At 56.6% G+C, this 17,641-nt stretch carries 11 protein-coding genes, 2 tRNA genes and 3 rRNA genes; 5 read left to right on the top strand and 11 right to left on the bottom strand.

Annotated features, from left to right (window positions below; all coding sequences use genetic code 11):
* Nucleotides 1–106 precede the first annotated feature (106 nt).
* Nucleotides 107–631: an SET domain-containing protein gene (locus tag ACYZT5_RS29440; protein WP_462048480.1), complete on the top strand. Its 525-nt coding sequence runs from the start codon at nt 107–109 to the stop codon at nt 629–631.
* 6 nt (nt 632–637) lie between these two features.
* Here ACYZT5_RS29440 and can read toward each other — a convergent pair whose 3' ends face one another.
* Nucleotides 638–1,282: a carbonate dehydratase gene (gene can, locus ACYZT5_RS29435; RefSeq protein WP_462048479.1), complete on the bottom strand. Its 645-nt coding sequence runs from the start codon at nt 1,280–1,282 to the stop codon at nt 638–640.
* A 141-nt stretch (nt 1,283–1,423) separates the two neighbouring features.
* On the opposite strand from can, the gene ACYZT5_RS29430 reads away from it, so the two are divergent.
* Complete coding sequence (locus tag ACYZT5_RS29430) at nt 1,424–1,828, top strand: serine kinase/phosphatase (RefSeq protein ID WP_462048478.1); 405 nt, start codon at nt 1,424–1,426, stop codon at nt 1,826–1,828.
* 125 nt (nt 1,829–1,953) lie between these two features.
* Here the strand turns inward: ACYZT5_RS29430 and rimI are convergent, their stop codons facing one another.
* On the bottom strand, nt 1,954–2,406 hold the full coding sequence (gene rimI, locus ACYZT5_RS29425; protein ID WP_462048477.1) for a ribosomal protein S18-alanine N-acetyltransferase: 453 nt from the start codon (nt 2,404–2,406) through the stop codon (nt 1,954–1,956).
* A complete protein-coding gene (locus tag ACYZT5_RS29420; RefSeq protein WP_462052329.1) occupies nt 2,399–3,139 on the bottom strand; it encodes an energy transducer TonB in 741 nt (246 codons plus the stop codon). Before ACYZT5_RS29420 ends, rimI begins: the two co-directional genes overlap by 8 nt.
* Nucleotides 3,140–3,345: 206 nt before the next feature.
* On the opposite strand from ACYZT5_RS29420, the gene mksB reads away from it, so the two are divergent.
* Genes mksB through mksF form a run of 3 tightly spaced genes read left to right on the top strand, consistent with a single transcriptional unit; the run spans nt 3,346 to nt 8,163 of the window.
* Nucleotides 3,346–4,635 carry an Mks condensin complex protein MksB gene (gene mksB / locus ACYZT5_RS29415; RefSeq protein ID WP_462048476.1) on the top strand — a complete coding sequence of 430 codons (1,290 nt, stop codon included), beginning with the start codon at nt 3,346–3,348 and terminating at the stop codon, nt 4,633–4,635.
* Nucleotides 4,625–5,326 (top strand): Mks condensin complex protein MksE, encoded by a 702-nt coding sequence (gene mksE / locus ACYZT5_RS29410; RefSeq protein WP_462048475.1) that lies wholly within the window; start codon nt 4,625–4,627, stop codon nt 5,324–5,326. Before mksB ends, mksE begins: the two co-directional genes overlap by 11 nt.
* A complete protein-coding gene (gene mksF, locus ACYZT5_RS29405) occupies nt 5,323–8,163 on the top strand; it encodes an Mks condensin complex protein MksF (protein ID WP_462048474.1) in 2,841 nt (946 codons plus the stop codon). Before mksE ends, mksF begins: the two co-directional genes overlap by 4 nt.
* Nucleotides 8,164–8,237: 74 nt before the next feature.
* On the opposite strand, the gene ACYZT5_RS29400 is transcribed toward mksF, so the two are convergent.
* The 8 genes from ACYZT5_RS29400 to ACYZT5_RS29365 all read right to left on the bottom strand — a co-directional run bounded on the left by ACYZT5_RS29400 (nt 8,238) and on the right by ACYZT5_RS29365 (nt 17,146).
* Nucleotides 8,238–10,541, bottom strand: a complete 2,304-nt coding sequence (locus tag ACYZT5_RS29400; protein WP_462048473.1) for a PqiB family protein — start codon at nt 10,539–10,541, stop codon at nt 8,238–8,240.
* Nucleotides 10,534–11,157 carry a paraquat-inducible protein A gene (locus ACYZT5_RS29395; RefSeq protein ID WP_462048472.1) on the bottom strand — a complete coding sequence of 208 codons (624 nt, stop codon included), beginning with the start codon at nt 11,155–11,157 and terminating at the stop codon, nt 10,534–10,536. Before ACYZT5_RS29395 ends, ACYZT5_RS29400 begins: the two co-directional genes overlap by 8 nt.
* Nucleotides 11,144–11,803, bottom strand: a complete 660-nt coding sequence (locus tag ACYZT5_RS29390; RefSeq protein ID WP_283181676.1) for a paraquat-inducible protein A — start codon at nt 11,801–11,803, stop codon at nt 11,144–11,146. The genes ACYZT5_RS29395 and ACYZT5_RS29390 overlap by 14 nt, the downstream gene beginning before the upstream one ends.
* Nucleotides 11,804–11,951: 148 nt before the next feature.
* Nucleotides 11,952–12,067, bottom strand: a 5S ribosomal RNA gene (gene rrf, locus ACYZT5_RS29385).
* Between the two features lie 150 nt (nt 12,068–12,217).
* Nucleotides 12,218–15,109 (bottom strand): 23S ribosomal RNA (locus ACYZT5_RS29380).
* 235 nt (nt 15,110–15,344) lie between these two features.
* A tRNA-Ala gene (locus tag ACYZT5_RS29375) sits at nt 15,345–15,420 on the bottom strand.
* 28 nt (nt 15,421–15,448) lie between these two features.
* Nucleotides 15,449–15,525 (bottom strand) — tRNA-Ile (locus ACYZT5_RS29370).
* An 82-nt stretch (nt 15,526–15,607) separates the two neighbouring features.
* A 16S ribosomal RNA gene (locus ACYZT5_RS29365) occupies nt 15,608–17,146 on the bottom strand.
* The 16S, 23S and 5S rRNA genes sit together here with 2 tRNA genes alongside, the layout of an rRNA operon.
* Nucleotides 17,147–17,641 lie beyond the last annotated feature (495 nt).

Below are 17,641 nucleotides of genomic sequence, written 5' to 3'. Positions count from 1 at the left end.
AGTAGACCCCTCGTTTTATTTGCGAGATCGTGAGAACCCGCTGTGTTGCAGGGCTGACAGGGTCGTCGGCTTTGGAAGTCGCCACACGCTGCCGACAAGGATCGTTATGAAAGCTCATCCGCTGCACCGGACGCCTGCACAGCCGCCTGATGGCATTTATCCCTCTCCAGAGCTGTCGGTCAGCCTTGGATTTCCCTCCCGAAAAGATTTCGAGATTATCTACAACGCCAATGAATCGGCGGTGGCCGTCGCGGCCTTGCGCGAGTTTCCACGCATCAGCCGAATCTGCCGCGTGTCGGGACATTTACTGCCTTACCGCAATCAGCATACCCGGCAACTGGCGCCGGGCATTCATGTCTGCGACCCACATTTCAGCGGACTGCTGGAACACTCCTGCTGCCCCAACGTCTTTTTCGACATGAGCGAGCTGTGGTTGTGGGCGCTGAAGGACATTCAGAAAGGCGACCACTTGACCATGGATTTCGCCACAACCGAAGACAAGCTACTGCGCCAGTTCGCCTGCTGTTGCGGTTGTCCCGAATGCCGAGAGTGGATCTGCGGCTACAATGAGCCGCCGAACGCCGACGGCCAGCTGTATTACCACCACTGTCGTCGGCGCAGTCTCTGTTAAACGGCTTTACAACGCCTCGACCGGACGCAAACGGTATTGCGGCGGCAGTTGTTCAAAACCACTGATGGTCGTGTTCAGGCTTTTCCAGCGGCCGTCCTTGATGCCGTAAATGCAACCGTGGATCGACAGGTTCTGCCCGCGATGCCAGGCGTTTTGCACAATGCTGGTGTGCCCGACATTGGCCACTTGCTGGATCACGTTGAGCTCGCAGAGACGGTCGACCCGCTCTTCTTCGGTCGGCAACTCCGCCAGTTCTTCGCGCTTTTCGTAATACAGATCGCGAATCGAGCGCAGCCAGCCGTCGATCAGGCCCAGCTGACGGTCCTGCATCGAGGCGCGCACGCCGCCGCAGCCATAGTGGCCGGTAACGAGGATGTGTTTGACCTTGAGTACGTCGACCGCGTACTGAATCACCGACAGGCAGTTGAGGTCGGTGTGCAGCACCACGTTGGCCACGTTGCGGTGGACGAACAGGTCGCCGGGCAGCATGCCGACGATCTCGTTGGCCGGCACGCGGGCGTCGGAACAGCCAATCCACAAGTATTCCGGCGTCTGTTGGCGGGCCAGCTTGGAGAAGAAGTCCGGATCTTCCTGTTTGATCGCTTCGGCCCAGCGTTCGTTGTTATCAATCAGATCTTGTAATTCGTTCATGCTTTAAAGCCTCAAGAATGATGCGCTGGTTTGACAGACAACCGCCCGTCGGGGTCACGCGCTTGATACAAGTATGGCCGGTGGAATTCTCAGCAGCCCAGTGGGTCCACCCTAGTAAGGCCCACAGTATGAGGAATTGCCATGACTGAATCACGACGTCCGTACGATGCGGTGCAACCCGAGCCCATCGATGACAACGAAGACCGCATGGGATCGATGCATGAGCTGGATTTCGACGAGGAAACACCCAGCGGCAAAATCGGCGATGAGCTACCGGAAACGGAGCGCGAGCGGCTGATGCCTCGGGAACGTGTGCGTGAAGCGGGCATGACCGGGGCCTCGACCGACGACCATGAGTCTACCGATGATGACATGAGCCCGGAAAACCTGATCCGTGAAGACGGTGCACGCGATGCCAATGAGGCCGGCGAAGGCGAACAGGCCGATTGGGATTTGAGCATTGTCGATGAAGACGACATTGGCGGTGGCAATGGGCTGGATGAAGCGGAAATGGCGCAGCGCGATCCGATAGACGGTAATCGTTGATCTTCGGCGCCTGGTAGGCCGCCATCGCGAGCAAGCTCGCTCCCACAGTGGATCGGTTTAGTACACAAATTCTGTGACTAACATAAAACCTGTGGGAGCGAGCCTGCTCGCGAAGCTTTTAAGGCTCAATCCACCAAAGTGCAGGCCATCACCACAGCATCTTCCCGCCCGCTAACCGCCGGGTAGTAATCGCGCCGCCGGCCGATCTCGTTAAACCCATAACGCTCATACAACTTAAACGCACCACGGTTGCTGTCTCGCACTTCCAGAAAACACTCCCGTGCCTTGGCGTCATACGCCCGGGACATTAAATGCTCCAGCAACGTCAAGCCCAGGCCACGGCCCTGGTTCTCCGGTTTGACGGTGATGTTCAGCAGATGCGCCTCGTCGAGAATGATCTGCACCACACCGTGCCCGACCTGCTGCTGACCTTCGAACATCAGCCAGATCTGATACTTGCCCAGGCCATCGAGAAAAATTCCGCGGGTCCACGGGTGGCTATAAGCCGCGTATTCGATTTTCAGTACAGCGTCCATGTCCGCCTCGATCATTGGGCGGAACGATACAGCGTCACTCATTCGATTCTTTCCAGCGCGCCATCAGCCGACGCATGGCTTGCCAGACTTCAGCCTTACGCTGTGGCTCTTCCATTAATAATTCCAGACCCGGCAGGGCCCAGACCGAGCCCAGGCCTTCGACCTGGAGTTCACGGTTGAAGGATTCGGCGTTCGCTTCACCCGCGAAACGCACCGCCGGCAGGCCGATCAGCCACACGCAGACGCAGGGAGCGTCTTCCAGCCGGGCCGAGAGAAAACCTTGCACGAAGTCACGAGCCGCTTCCGGGCCTTGATCCATGGTGCCCCGAACCAGCAACGGCCAGCGCACCGGCTCACCGACGATTTGCGGGCTGTCCGGCAGACCGGCGGCACGCAGCATGTCCTTGAGCAACAGATAGGCGGGGTCGCGGGTCTGGAACGATTCGCCTGTGGGTAACTCGACCAACAGCAGGCAGCGCCCGGCCCGCAGCAATTGCAGGGCGAAACGCGGCGGCGGCACGACCGGCGCCTTGACCGCGACCGGAGCCACCTCTTCTTCGACCTTGGCGTTCGTGCGCGTGCTGGCCAACGATGGCCGAGGCACTTCGATTTTCACCCGTTCGGCCGGTTTGACCACAGGTTCCACGGGCGCCTCAGCCACAGGAGCCGGCGCCACCGGGGCGACGACCAACGGCTCGGGCATCTCCAGCAGTTCAGGGCGCGAGGGCGCAGCAAAGGGCAATTCGGTGCGCGGCAGCCAGTTGACCACCTGCATGGCGGTCAAATAAGCGCGGCGACGGGACTCGATAAGCAAAGGTCGGCCACTTGTGGATAACTAAAGTGCGGTGATTCTACCGCCCTTCGCTCAAGATCGCCCACGCTTGATCGATAGAAAGCCAACTGTCCGTCCCGAGAGTGAATCGCAACGGGCGTGATGCAGTACAATCGCTGCTTTTAATTGCCAACCAGCCGGCCATTCCGATGATCGAACCCAAGCGCGTCTTGCGCGCCCTCGCTGAACACTGGGCACTTCTGGAGCCACTGTGCGAGCACTTCGACCAAGGCACCTTGAGCCTCAACGAACTGCGCACGCAACTGGGCGCCCAGCAACTGGACAGTACGCCGCAGGACATCACCAGCCTGCTGGACGTGTGGATCCGCCTCGACATTCTGGTTCCCGTGGCAAAAAGCCCGAACCGTTTCGAGCTCAACGCTCAGATTCACGACTTCCTCGCTTACCTGCGCCGTGAGCACCGTCTGGGCTTGTGCCTGGAAATCGAAGCCTATTTGCGTCACCTCGAGCGCTTGGCCGGTTACATCCAGGACGCCTTCGACATTCGCGATGGCCACGACCTGGCGCGCCAGTTGCGCCTGCTCGACATGCGCGTGCGGGACGTTCTGAAGAAACTCGCCAACGACGAACAGGCCCTGGTGGCCGTCGCCGAGCGCGCCAAGACCAGCGACCGGCAGATCCCGCTGCGTCAGCGTTACGCTGAAGTGCTCGCGACCTGGGACGAATACGTCGAGCCGATGATTCAGTTGGTGAACGCCGACGGCGCCTTCGAACAAGGCGTGCGCAAGGTCGAGAACGTCCTGCTGAAGATGCTCACCGAGCAGCAGCGCCTCGGCCATCTGGTTGATGACGACATGCTGCTGCGTACCCATGCACGCATCCTCGAAATGCAGACCAGCGCTCAACTGACCCTGCGTCATGCCCGCGAACTGCTGCTGCCGCTGCGTGAAGAAGCCCGTCGCCATAACGCTGTGACCCGTGGCGCGGCGCTGGCCTTGTCGGCCATCCGTCGCAAAGGCATCGATGCGGCGCCGCAAGCGGCGATGCCAATGTTCACCCGGCCGCAAAGCACGTTCCTCGGCAGCGCCAGCCAGGTCGAAGCCTACGTTTATGCGTTGGCCCGCTTCGAGCCAAAACCGGCGCGCTTCCCCAAGGCCCACAAGACGCAGAAAGGCGAAGTGCCGCGCGCGCCTCGCACGGTTCGGGAAATGCTCGAACGCTGCGAAGACGCCCTGCCGATGCCGGACCTGATGACCTGGCTGCTGGAACAGGAGCCGGACGGCGCTACCGACGAATTGCTCTACTGGTTCTCGCGTCTGTCGCGGGAAAAACGCTTCAACCGCGAGCGTCTGGAACGCCGCGATTACCACACTCACGAGCACCAGGTCAGCCTGCGCTCCTTCGCCCTGCTCTCGGCCCGCGACAGCGCCGAGGATTCTGCGAGCACACCCTATGCAAGTACTCCCCATGCAACTTGATCTATCCGAACTGTCCCAGCTGGCACCGATCTTTCGCGAGCTGTTCAAGGGCTACCACGTCAGCCGCCGTGACCCGGAGCTGTACGCGCAACTGTCGAACTTCCAGGATCAGTACCGCACGCTGTTCAAGGCGTTGGGCTTTGAACTGGTCTGCGACACCCGGGGTTTCTACTACTTCGTACCGGACCTCGCGGCTGCAGCGGTGAACAAGACTGCACAACGTCTGGCGCTGTTCACCTTCATCCTCGTCGAGCATCTGGCTGATCAGGGCCGCGACCCCGTCGCCGTGCTGGATGGTGGTAGCCTCGGCCGCGATGAGTTGCCGTCGCTGCTGGAGAAATACCGCGACCTGTTTATCCAGGCCGAAGTGCAGACCGTCGAAGAACTCGAAGAAAAAATCATGCGCCGCATGACCCAACTCGGTTTCGCCGGCGAAGAAAACGGCATCTACCGTTTCCTGCCGCCGATGCACCGTTTCCTCGACGTTTGCCTGTCAGTCCAGCAGGACCGCGATCTGGCGGCCAGCCTGCACAGCGTGCTGCCGCTGCCGGTTCCGGTGCTGATCGACGACGATAGCGACGAAAAACTTTTGGAAACCGATGATCCGCTGGACCTCAGCGACTTCGAAGAAGAAAGCGAAGAAGACGCCATGGCCCGTGCCATTGCCGAAGAACAGGAGATCGACGCATGAGCAAGGAACGCTACGGCATTCGCCGCTTTGCCCTTTTGAACACCGCCGGTTACAGCCTCGGCCTGTTCCCGCTGGAAGAACCGTTGTCGGTTTACGGTGCGAACAACCTCGGCAAATCCGCCTCGATCAACGCCTTGCAGTTCCCGATCCTGGCGCGCATGTCGGACATGAGTTTCGGCAAATACAGCCTGGAACAATCCCGGCGCTTCTACTTCGCTTCAGACACCAGCTACATCCTGGTCGAAGTCTCGCTGCCGCACGGTCCGCACGTGATCGGTGTGGTCGGTCGCGGCCCGGGCGGTGGTTTCGGTCACCAGTTTTTTGCCTACGCCGGCAAGCTGGATTTGGCCCACTACCAGAAAAACGACACCTGCCTGCGTCAGAAAGAATTATTCACCAACCTTGAGCGCGAGGGCCTGAAAGCCTACGAACTCAAGCCGGATGAACTGCGTCGCTTGCTGGTCGGCGGTCACACCTCGATCCCGCTGGACCTGACGTTGATCCCGTTGCGCTCCACCAGCGAGCAGAGCCTGAAGACGTTCCGCGCACTGTTCATCAATCTGCTGCACATGCGCGAAATCACCGCGGCCAAGCTCAAGCAGCTGTTTCTCGATGCCTTCGAACACAGCCTGCGTTCCGGCAGCGTTGATTACATCGCCGCGTGCGAAGAAGCCTTCCGCGATGTCCGTCGCATGGAACAGGATTACAACTCGCTGGTCACTGCTGGCCCATTGGTCGAAGCCCTTGCGGCAGGCGTGACCCAGCGCAATATCCTGCGCGGCAAACTGCACCGTATTTCCCCGCTGCTCGATTCCCTGCTCGGTACCTGGTCGGACTACGCCAGTGCGCGCAAGGAAGAGCTGACGATTCAGGCCGAACACTACCGCAACGAGCAAGACGCGCTGCAAAACGATCAGCGCGGCGGCACTCAGGAGCTGATGCGCCTGGAACGGGAAATCACCGGCATCCAGCGCTGGCTCGGCGAGTTGTCGGTGCTCAAGCATCGTTTCGCGTTGGTTACTGACGTCAAAGTCCTTGAGCAGCAACTGCTCGCGGCCAAGGACGCACACGATGAACTGGCCGGTGCGCTGGCGCAGTCGCGGCAGTTCAGCGCCGAAGATTTGGAAGAGCGTCTGCGGGATCTGGAAAAACGCCTGAAGTCGGTCAAGCAGCAACTCGATCACGCCGACAACAACAGCTACGCCCGTCTGCGCGAGGAGTTCTCGCAACAGGATGTCGAGCGCCTGATGCGCCTGTTCAACAGCGCACTGTTCAGCCTGCCGCTGGGTGAGCACGGGATTACGCTGGATGAGGACGGTCAGTGGGTCAAATCCATGGAGCTGATCCTCGATGGCTTCAAAGGCGAACGTTTCGAAGTGCCGGGGCTGTCCATCGACATCTCGCATATCGAGCCTCCAGCGCTGCAAGCCCTGGCTGACCGCGCGGCATTGCGTGATCAGAAAGAGCGTCTGGACAAAGAACTCAAGCAACTGAAAACCCAGCAAGCTGTTGCCGCCGATCGCGCAGCGAGCAAGACCCAGACGGAAGCGCTGTACCAGCAAGTGCTGGATGCGCAGAAAGCTTTGGAAGACTTCCGCCGCGCGCAAACTCTGAGTGCCGAGGAAGGCGACAAGCTGGAACAGCTGGCGCAGATGGAAGCCGCTCAGGACGAGTTGAAGCGTTCCAGCGACGCCTTCACCGAACGCGTCCAGCAACTGTCGGCCAAGCTGCAACTGGTCGGCCGGCAGATCGGCGACATGGAAGCCAAGCAACGCACCCTCGACGACGCCCTGCGCCGCCGTCAGCTGTTGCCGGCAGACCTGCCGTTCGGTACGCCATTCATGGACCCGATCGACGATTCCATGGACAACCTGCTGCCGCTGCTCAATGACTATCAGGACAGCTGGCAAGGTTTGTTGCGCAGCGATGGTCAGATCGAGGCGCTGTACGCTCAGGTCCGCCTCAAGGGCGTGGCCAAGTTCGACAGCGAAGACGACATGGAGCGTCGCCTGCAACTGCTGATTAACGCGTATGCGCACCGCACCGACGAAGCCCTGACCCTTGGCAAGGCACGTCGTGCGGCCGTTACCGACATCGCCCGGACTCTGCGCAACATCCGCAGCGACTACGACAGCCTCGAGCATCAACTGGCGCTGTTCAACCGCGAGATCAACAAGCGTCAGGTCTCCAACCTGCAGAGTTTCCGTATCGTGCTGGCGCCGAACAAGGAAGCGCTCAAGCACATCGACCAGATCATCCACAGCGCCGGCCAGTACGAAGAAGGCGAAACCCTTTCGGTTTTCGACCTGAGCCAAAGCGCTGATCAGGACAACAAGAACGAAGAAGCCAAGGAATACCTGGCGCGGCTGGTGGCAGCGAACCACAACCAGCTCGGCCTCAAGGACTTGTTCGAACTGGCGTTCGAGATCACCAAGGTCAACGGTCAGCCGGTGATTCATACCGACATCGATGGCGCCGCCTCCAACGGCACGACCATGACCATCAAGGCGCTAACCAACATGTACTTGTTGCTGCACTTGATGGACCGCGATCAGGCCGGTCGCGTGCGCTTGCCTTACTACCTCGACGAGGCGGCGGACATCGACGAAAAGAACCAGGCAGCGCTGCTGGAAACCAGTCTGCAACTGGGCTTCGTGCCGATCCTGGCGAGTGTGAAGCCGCAGGTCTGCGCCAGTGTCGCCATCGACCTGGAAGGCGGCAGCGGCCCGAACGGTATCTACATCGACGAGGCAGACTGGAAGTACATCCGTCGTCACGATGAAGTGAAGGCTGCCGTTAATGTTGAAGCGGACGAGCCTGAGCTGGATGCAGTCTGATTTGCGTTAATCGAAGGCAATAAAAAGGCCGCGATCCAATGGATCGCGGCCTTTTTCATGTCTGCTGTTTGGGCTTACTTGCCGATCGAAATCTTCGGCGCCCAGGTCAGCCATTCGTCTTCAAACTTATCGAACAGCGGGAACGTCTGTTCGGGTCGCGCCGGACTGCCCATACGCTCACCGTCCGGCGTGGCGAAAGCGATGCCGCCCTGAATCAGCGTCTCCAGCGATTCGGTTCGCATCGTCGCGCCCTTGAACAAGCCGTAATCAAAGCCGAAACCACTGGAGTTCCAGAAACGTGTGCCGCTGCGCACCAACGGCGCGTACTTCGGCTCGATCAGGATGTGCACCAACACTCGATCGGCGGTCTCGCCGAGTTCATAGCCAGTCACTTTGCCCACGGTGATTTCGCGATACGTTACCGGCACACCGGTTTTCAGCGAACCACGGCGGGCAGCACTCAATACCAGACTCAAACCGGCTTCTTGTTTAGCGGTTTCCGGCGGATTGGCCAAGGCGACGAAGTTCTTCTGCGGGCCAAGGTTTTTCGCTGCCGGTTGCACTTCGATGTATTGGCCAGTGACCAGCGTTTCGAGGTTGGAAGTCTTGATCAGACCCAGTTCAGGTTTGACTACCCAGAACTGACTGCCAACCCGAGCGATACGCTCAGGCACTTCTGTGATTCGCGCAGTCAGCAGAACCGATTGCAGGTCTTCACTCAGATCGACGTCCTCAATCTTGCCGACATCCAGGCCTTTGAATCTCACAGGTGTGCCGTTGCGTAAGCCATCGGCGCGATCGACCTTGATCGTGACCACGGTGCCTTTCTGGTTGGCCTCGTCATGATTGGCGAACAGACGAAAACGCGGAATCCGCTTCTGCAACGGCGCCTTGGCTTCCGGAGTTTCGAAGGCAATACCGCCGGCCATCAGGCTTTGCAACGACTCACTTTTGACCTGGATCCCCCCCGTCAGTCCACCCGTCAGCGTGATGCCGCTGGCATTCCAGAACCGTGTCGAGGCGTTGACCAAACCTTCGTATTCCTTCTCGATGTGTACGCCGATCACCAACTGTTTTTTGGTACGCGAGAACTGATAGCTCTGGACCGAACCGACCTTGACCTGTTTGTAGAGAATCGGACTGCCGACTTCCAGTGAACCGAGGTTTTCGGTGAACAGCACCAGGTGCAATCCTGGCGCACGCAAGTCGAGCGGCGGTGCCTTCGGCCGTGCCACAAACTCGCGCTGCGGTGCGGCGCCTTTGTCTCCTGGACGCACGGCGATGTAGTTACCTTTGACCAACGCTTCGAGACCGGTGATACCGGCAAGCGAAATCGACGGTTTGACCACCCAGAACTGGGTGCCTTCGACCAAGTAATCTTCAGCCAGAGGATCGAGGGTCAATTCGGCGGTGGCACTGGATAGGTCAGGATCGATCTTGAGCGCTTTCAGATTGCCGACCTGGATGCCTTTGTACATCACCGGTGTGCGACCAGCCTGCATTCCTTCGAAGTCGCTGAGTTTGACCTTGACCCGAATACCGGCGGCGGCGGCATCGAAATCTTCGTAGAGACGGAACGGCAGGCTCGGGTCGGTGGGCGGACTGTCCTTGCGGTTCTCCGGTGTGGCAAACGCGATACCGCCGGCAACGATGCTGGCCAGGGACTCGCTGCGCACTTTCACACCCGACAGGTTGGCGTCGATACTGATGCCGCTGGCGTTCCAGAAACGCGTGTGTTTGCGCACCAGTTTGGCGTAGGTTGGCTCGATGAAAACCTTGAGTTCGACGGTGCTTTGGTCTTCGGACAGCAGGTAACTTTTGATCTGGCCGACCCTGATCTGCTTATAGAACACAGGGCTACCACGATTGAGTGAACCGAGACGATCAGCCTTGATGGTCAGGTGTAGACCGGGCTGGGCGTCCGACAGCGGCGGCTCTTCGGCCAAGGCTTTGAACTTGCGAGTCGGCTCACCCTCGCCCGGGCTTATCGCGACGTAGTTACCCGAGACCAGCGTCTCCAGGCCAGTGATGCCGGCCAGGGTTACGCTCGGCTTGACCAGCCAGAAACGGGTGCTGGTCCGCAGGTATTGCTCCACGTCCTTATTCATCTCAACGGTGGCGATCACGCCTTTTGAGTTGCCTTCGTCATCGAGTTTGAGGGTCTTCACCTTGCCTACCGACATGCCTTTGTAGACGACTTCGGTCTTGTTGGCCTGAATGCCTTCACCACTTTCGAAACGCACCTGAATCTCGATGCCGGTCTCGTTGTAGGCACGCCAGCCGAGCCAGCCACCGATGATCAGGGCGATCAGGGGCAACACCCAAATAGCTGACCAGTTCGAGGCCGGTCGGGTTTTCGCTGTAGGCAAATCAGTCATGGTCGTCGTCCGACTCCGTGTTATCCCAAATCAGTCGGGGATCGAAAGTTACTGCGGCAAGCATCGTCAGAATCACCACACTGGCGAAAGCGATGGCGCCAAGATTGGCTTCGACGCTGGCAAGCCGTCCGAAATTCACAACCGCCACCAGGATGGCGATCACAAAGATATCGAGCATCGACCAGCGGCCAATGAACTCAATAAAGCGATACATCCAAATGCGTTGGCGAGCCGACAGTGGCTGGCGGCGCTGCACGGAAAATAGAAGCAGTCCGATGCCCACCAATTTGAACGTTGGTACCAAAATACTGGCGATAAAAACCACGGCGGCGATGGGGATCATGCCGTGCTGAACCAGTTGGATCACACCGGACATGATGGTGCTGGGATCGCCCTGCCCCAGTGAGCTGACGGTCATGATCGGCAGCACGTTGGCCGGGATGTAGAGAACCGCGCCGGTCACCAGCAACGCCCAGGTACGCATCACACTGTTCGGGCGACGGGCGTGAACCAGCGCGCCGCAACGGGTGCAGACCTGCTCGTCGGTATCGGCTTCCTGCTTGTTCAATTCATGGCATTCGGCGCAAATAAGAATGCCTGCATCAATCGCCCGCATGGGCATCCTCTCCTGATAAAGCCTGCCAGATCTGATGAGGCGACATCACAACCTCCAACCAGACCTGAACCAACAACAACCCGATAAAGCACGCCAGGCCAAGGCCGACGGTAATTGCTGCCATATCTGCCAGTTTGACAATCGCTACCAGTACGCCCATGAGGTAAACCTCGAGCATCCCCCAATCGCGTAAATGGTGATAAATACGGTAGAGCAACAGGCCGTAACTGCGTCCTATATCAAAACGAATACTCAGCAGTACAACCAGCTGGCAAAGCAGCTTGAGCAGCGGGATTCCCATACTGCAGAGAAACACTACGACTGCTACGCCCTGCATTCCGGTATCGAACAGGCCAACAACGCCAGTCCAGACAGTGTCATGCGATGACTGCCCGAGTAGATGGAGCTGCATGATGGGTAAAAAGTTCGCCGGGATATACAACAACAGAGCGGCGAGAACCAAGGCGAGACTGCGCTGTACGACGTTATGCCGATGGGCGTAGAGCTCGTAACCGCAGCGCGGACAGAGGGCTTTCTCGCCATGGGCGAGCTTGGGCTTGCGCATCAGCAAGTCGCACTCATGACACGCTACCAAGTCGTCCAGCGGTAATTCTGACAGCCCAGGGGCGTCAACCGGATCTGGCATAAAGGCTCTGGCTCCGAAAAAGTTGGACCTATTCTAGTGTCATGGATCGAAAATAACTGTGCAAATTTGAGCTGTAACTGAAAGCCACTTTCCTTCGGACAAAACAAAACCCCTACCTGCATACGCAGATAGGGGTTTCGGAATTTAATCTTGACGATGACCTACTCTCACATGGGGAAACCCCACACTACCATCGGCGATGCATCGTTTCACTGCTGAGTTCGGGATGGGATCAGGTGGTTCCAATGCTCTATGGTCGTCAAGAAATTCGGTAGCCAGGTCGTGGGCCTTTGCAGGTTCACGCTCCAGCGAATGGGCAGGTGATAGATTTGTGGGTTGCGTTGCGAATTTTCGACTTGTGTCGTCTTCACACACCGCAATCTGGCCTTTCGACGCAAATTGCTTGGGTGTTATATGGTCAAGCCTCACGGGCAATTAGTATTGGTTAGCTCAACGCCTCACAGCGCTTACACACCCAACCTATCAACGTCGTAGTCTTCGACGGCCCTTCAGGGGACTCAAGGTCCCAGTGAGATCTCATCTTGAGGCTAGTTTCCCGCTTAGATGCTTTCAGCGGTTATCTATTCCGAACATAGCTACCCGGCAATGCCACTGGCGTGACAACCGGAACACCAGAGGTTCGTCCACTCCGGTCCTCTCGTACTAGGAGCAGCCCCTCTCAAATCTCAAACGTCCACGGCAGATAGGGACCGAACTGTCTCACGACGTTCTAAACCCAGCTCGCGTACCACTTTAAATGGCGAACAGCCATACCCTTGGGACCGGCTTCAGCCCCAGGATGTGATGAGCCGACATCGAGGTGCCAAACACCGCCGTCGATATGAACTCTTGGGCGGTATCAGCCTGTTATCCCCGGAGTACCTTTTATCCGTTGAGCGATGGCCCTTCCATACAGAACCACCGGATCACTAAGACCTACTTTCGTACCTGCTCGACGTGTCTGTCTCGCAGTCAAGCGCGCTTTTGCCTTTATACTCTACGACCGATTTCCGACCGGTCTGAGCGCACCTTCGTACTCCTCCGTTACTCTTTAGGAGGAGACCGCCCCAGTCAAACTACCCACCATACACTGTCCTCGATCCGGATAACGGACCTGAGTTAGAACCTCAAAGTTGCCAGGGTGGTATTTCAAGGTTGGCTCCACGCGAACTGGCGTCCACGCTTCAAAGCCTCCCACCTATCCTACACAAGCAAATTCAAAGTCCAGTGCAAAGCTATAGTAAAGGTTCACGGGGTCTTTCCGTCTAGCCGCGGATACACTGCATCTTCACAGCGATTTCAATTTCACTGAGTCTCGGGTGGAGACAGCGCCGCCATCGTTACGCCATTCGTGCAGGTCGGAACTTACCCGACAAGGAATTTCGCTACCTTAGGACCGTTATAGTTACGGCCGCCGTTTACCGGGGCTTCGATCAAGAGCTTCGCGTTAGCTAACCCCATCAATTAACCTTCCGGCACCGGGCAGGCGTCACACCCTATACGTCCACTTTCGTGTTTGCAGAGTGCTGTGTTTTTAATAAACAGTCGCAGCGGCCTGGTATCTTCGACCGGCATGGGCTTACGCAGTAAATGCTTCACCCTCACCGGCGCACCTTCTCCCGAAGTTACGGTGCCATTTTGCCTAGTTCCTTCACCCGAGTTCTCTCAAGCGCCTTGGTATTCTCTACCCAACCACCTGTGTCGGTTTGGGGTACGGTTCCTGGTTACCTGAAGCTTAGAAGCTTTTCTTGGAAGCATGGCATCAACCACTTCGTCACCCAAAGGGTAACTCGTCATCAGCTCTCGGCCTTGGAATCCCGGATTTACCTAAGATTCCAGCCTACCACCTTAAACTTGGACAACCAACGCCAAGCTGGCCTAGCCTTCTCCGTCCCTCCATCGCAATAACCAGAAGTACAGGAATATTAACCTGTTTTCCATCGACTACGCTTTTCAGCCTCGCCTTAGGGACCGACTAACCCTGCGTCGATTAACGTTGCGCAGGAAACCTTGGTCTTTCGGCGTGGGTGTTTTTCACACCCATTGTCGTTACTCATGTCAGCATTCGCACTTCTGATACCTCCAGCAAGCTTCTCAACTCACCTTCACAGGCTTACAGAACGCTCCTCTACCGCATCACCTAAGTGATACCCGTAGCTTCGGTGTATGGTTTGAGCCCCGTTACATCTTCCGCGCAGGCCGACTCGACTAGTGAGCTATTACGCTTTCTTTAAAGGGTGGCTGCTTCTAAGCCAACCTCCTAGCTGTCTAAGCCTTCCCACATCGTTTCCCACTTAACCATAACTTTGGGACCTTAGCTGACGGTCTGGGTTGTTTCCCTTTTCACGACGGACGTTAGCACCCGCCGTGTGTCTCCCATGCTCGGCACTTGTAGGTATTCGGAGTTTGCATCGGTTTGGTAAGTCGGGATGACCCCCTAGCCGAAACAGTGCTCTACCCCCTACAGTGATACATGAGGCGCTACCTAAATAGCTTTCGAGGAGAACCAGCTATCTCCGAGCTTGATTAGCCTTTCACTCCGATCCACAGGTCATCCGCTAACTTTTCAACGGTAGTCGGTTCGGTCCTCCAGTTAGTGTTACCCAACCTTCAACCTGCCCATGGATAGATCGCCCGGTTTCGGGTCTATTCCCAGCGACTAGACGCCCTATTAAGACTCGCTTTCGCTACGCCTCCCCTATTCGGTTAAGCTCGCCACTGAAAATAAGTCGCTGACCCATTATACAAAAGGTACGCAGTCACCCAACAAAGTGGGCTCCCACTGCTTGTACGCATACGGTTTCAGGATCTATTTCACTCCCCTCTCCGGGGTTCTTTTCGCCTTTCCCTCACGGTACTAGTTCACTATCGGTCAGTCAGTAGTATTTAGCCTTGGAGGATGGTCCCCCCATATTCAGACAAAGTTTCTCGTGCTCCGTCCTACTCGATTTCATGGCCAAGAGATTTTCGCGTACAGGGCTATCACCCACTATGGCCGCACTTTCCAGAGCGTTCCGCTAATCTCAAAGCCACTTAAGGGCTAGTCCCCGTTCGCTCGCCACTACTAAGGGAATCTCGGTTGATTTCTTTTCCTCAGGGTACTTAGATGTTTCAGTTCCCCTGGTTCGCCTCTTAAGCCTATGTATTCAGCTTAAGATAACCATCTTATGATGGCTGGGTTCCCCCATTCAGACATCTCCGGATCACAGTCTGTTTGCCGACTCCCCGAAGCTTTTCGCAGGCTACCACGTCTTTCATCGCCTCTGACTGCCAAGGCATCCACCGTATGCGCTTCTTCACTTGACCATATAACCCCAAGCAATCTGGTTATACTGTGAAGACGACATTCGCCGAAAATTCGCAATTTAACTCACAAATTTTACCTTAGCCTGATCCGTTACCAGTGAAAGTAACGTTCAGTCTATCTTTCTATCACATACCCAAATTTTTAAAGAACGATCTAGCCAAAGACTAGAAATCAACATTCACCATCATCACGATGGAATGCTCATTTCTAAGCTTTCAACAACAGAAGCAGTAGTGGTGGAGCCAAACGGGATCGAACCGTTGACCTCCTGCGTGCAAGGCAGGCGCTCTCCCAGCTGAGCTATGGCCCCGTATTGCTACAGGTTCCCACACAAAAATTGGTGGGTCTGGGCAGATTCGAACTGCCGACCTCACCCTTATCAGGGGTGCGCTCTAACCAACTGAGCTACAGACCCAATTTCGGGCTGCTTCTTATCGTCTTCTTCAATGAATCAAGCAATTCGTGTGGGAACTTATGGAGCAGCTGATGTCGTCGATTAAGGAGGTGATCCAGCCGCAGGTTCCCCTACGGCTACCTTGTTACGACTTCACCCCAGTCATGAATCACACCGTGGTAACCGTCCCCCCGAAGGTTAGACTAGCTACTTCTGGTGCAACCCACTCCCATGGTGTGACGGGCGGTGTGTACAAGGCCCGGGAACGTATTCACCGCGACATTCTGATTCGCGATTACTAGCGATTCCGACTTCACGCAGTCGAGTTGCAGACTGCGATCCGGACTACGATCGGTTTTCTGGGATTAGCTCCACCTCGCGGCTTGGCAACCCTCTGTACCGACCATTGTAGCACGTGTGTAGCCCAGGCCGTAAGGGCCATGATGACTTGACGTCATCCCCACCTTCCTCCGGTTTGTCACCGGCAGTCTCCTTAGAGTGCCCACCATGACGTGCTGGTAACTAAGGACAAGGGTTGCGCTCGTTACGGGACTTAACCCAACATCTCACGACACGAGCTGACGACAGCCATGCAGCACCTGTCTCAATGTTCCCGAAGGCACCGATCCATCTCTGGAAAGTTCATTGGATGTCAAGGCCTGGTAAGGTTCTTCGCGTTGCTTCGAATTAAACCACATGCTCCACCGCTTGTGCGGGCCCCCGTCAATTCATTTGAGTTTTAACCTTGCGGCCGTACTCCCCAGGCGGTCAACTTAATGCGTTAGCTGCGCCACTAAGAGCTCAAGGCTCCCAACGGCTAGTTGACATCGTTTACGGCGTGGACTACCAGGGTATCTAATCCTGTTTGCTCCCCACGCTTTCGCACCTCAGTGTCAGTATCAGTCCAGGTGGTCGCCTTCGCCACTGGTGTTCCTTCCTATATCTACGCATTTCACCGCTACACAGGAAATTCCACCACCCTCTACCATACTCTAGCTCGACAGTTTTGAATGCAGTTCCCAGGTTGAGCCCGGGGATTTCACATCCAACTTAACGAACCACCTACGCGCGCTTTACGCCCAGTAATTCCGATTAACGCTTGCACCCTCTGTATTACCGCGGCTGCTGGCACAGAGTTAGCCGGTGCTTATTCTGTCGGTAACGTCAAAACACTTACGTATTAGGTAAATGCCCTTCCTCCCAACTTAAAGTGCTTTACAATCCGAAGACCTTCTTCACACACGCGGCATGGCTGGATCAGGCTTTCGCCCATTGTCCAATATTCCCCACTGCTGCCTCCCGTAGGAGTCTGGACCGTGTCTCAGTTCCAGTGTGACTGATCATCCTCTCAGACCAGTTACGGATCGTCGCCTTGGTGAGCCATTACCTCACCAACTAGCTAATCCGACCTAGGCTCATCTGATAGCGCAAGGCCCGAAGGTCCCCTGCTTTCTCCCGTAGGACGTATGCGGTATTAGCGTCCGTTTCCGAGCGTTATCCCCCACTACCAGGCAGATTCCTAGGCATTACTCACCCGTCCGCCGCTCGCCACCAAGTACAAGTACCCGTGCTGCCGCTCGACTTGCATGTGTTAGGCCTGCCGCCAGCGTTCAATCTGAGCCATGATCAAACTCTTCAGTTCAAACATCTTTGGGTTTTTAAGAAACCCTAAACTTGGCTCAGCAATCGTTGGTTACATCTTTGATTTCTCGCGGAGTAACTTGTGATGCTGATAATCTTGTTGACTATCAGTCTGACTCCACAAGCACCCACACGAATTGCTTGATTCAGTTGTTAAAGAGCGGTTGGTTAAGAGCTTTCGTCTCAACCGAGGCGCGCATTCTACAGCAGCCTCTGTTGCTGTCAAGCGGTTATTTTCAGAAGTTTTCAAAGTTTCCTTTGTAACTTCAACCACTTGCGCTTTCGATCTCTCGTTGGCGGGAGGCGAATTCTACAGCGTTACTCGCTGCTGTCAACACCTCTTTTACACCGCTTTCGACCGAGAAGATCGAATCGTCAATTAGGCGAAAACACACTGCCTGACCGACTCCTTCTGGCTTCGATGAACTGAAGCGTAACCGCTGCCGAAAACTGCGTAACTCATTGTTTACCAAGGAGTTTTCCGTTTCGACTGCGC

The organism is Pseudomonas sp. LB3P14 (assembly GCF_054898045.1).
Note: the sequence above shows the minus strand (reverse complement) of the source record. Positions and strands in the feature narration are given on the sequence as shown.

What these genes read in the sequence shown, in the direction of transcription:
- mksE (WP_462048475.1), top strand. Translation starts at nt 4,625, where the DNA reads ATGCAACTTGATCTATCCGAACTGTCCCAGCTGGCACCGATCTTTCGC.
- ACYZT5_RS29395 (WP_462048472.1), bottom strand. Translation starts at nt 11,157, where the DNA reads ATGCGGGCGATTGATGCAGGCATTCTTATTTGCGCCGAATGCCATGAA.
- ACYZT5_RS29390 (WP_283181676.1), bottom strand. Translation starts at nt 11,803, where the DNA reads ATGCCAGATCCGGTTGACGCCCCTGGGCTGTCAGAATTACCGCTGGAC.
- rimI (WP_462048477.1), bottom strand. Translation starts at nt 2,406, where the DNA reads ATGAGTGACGCTGTATCGTTCCGCCCAATGATCGAGGCGGACATGGAC.
- mksB (WP_462048476.1), top strand. Translation starts at nt 3,346, where the DNA reads ATGATCGAACCCAAGCGCGTCTTGCGCGCCCTCGCTGAACACTGGGCA.
- ACYZT5_RS29440 (WP_462048480.1), top strand. Translation starts at nt 107, where the DNA reads ATGAAAGCTCATCCGCTGCACCGGACGCCTGCACAGCCGCCTGATGGC.
- ACYZT5_RS29420 (WP_462052329.1), bottom strand. Translation starts at nt 3,139, where the DNA reads ATGCAGGTGGTCAACTGGCTGCCGCGCACCGAATTGCCCTTTGCTGCG.
- can (WP_462048479.1), bottom strand. Translation starts at nt 1,282, where the DNA reads ATGAACGAATTACAAGATCTGATTGATAACAACGAACGCTGGGCCGAA.
- ACYZT5_RS29430 (WP_462048478.1), top strand. Translation starts at nt 1,424, where the DNA reads ATGACTGAATCACGACGTCCGTACGATGCGGTGCAACCCGAGCCCATC.
- mksF (WP_462048474.1), top strand. Translation starts at nt 5,323, where the DNA reads ATGAGCAAGGAACGCTACGGCATTCGCCGCTTTGCCCTTTTGAACACC.
- ACYZT5_RS29400 (WP_462048473.1), bottom strand. Translation starts at nt 10,541, where the DNA reads ATGACTGATTTGCCTACAGCGAAAACCCGACCGGCCTCGAACTGGTCA.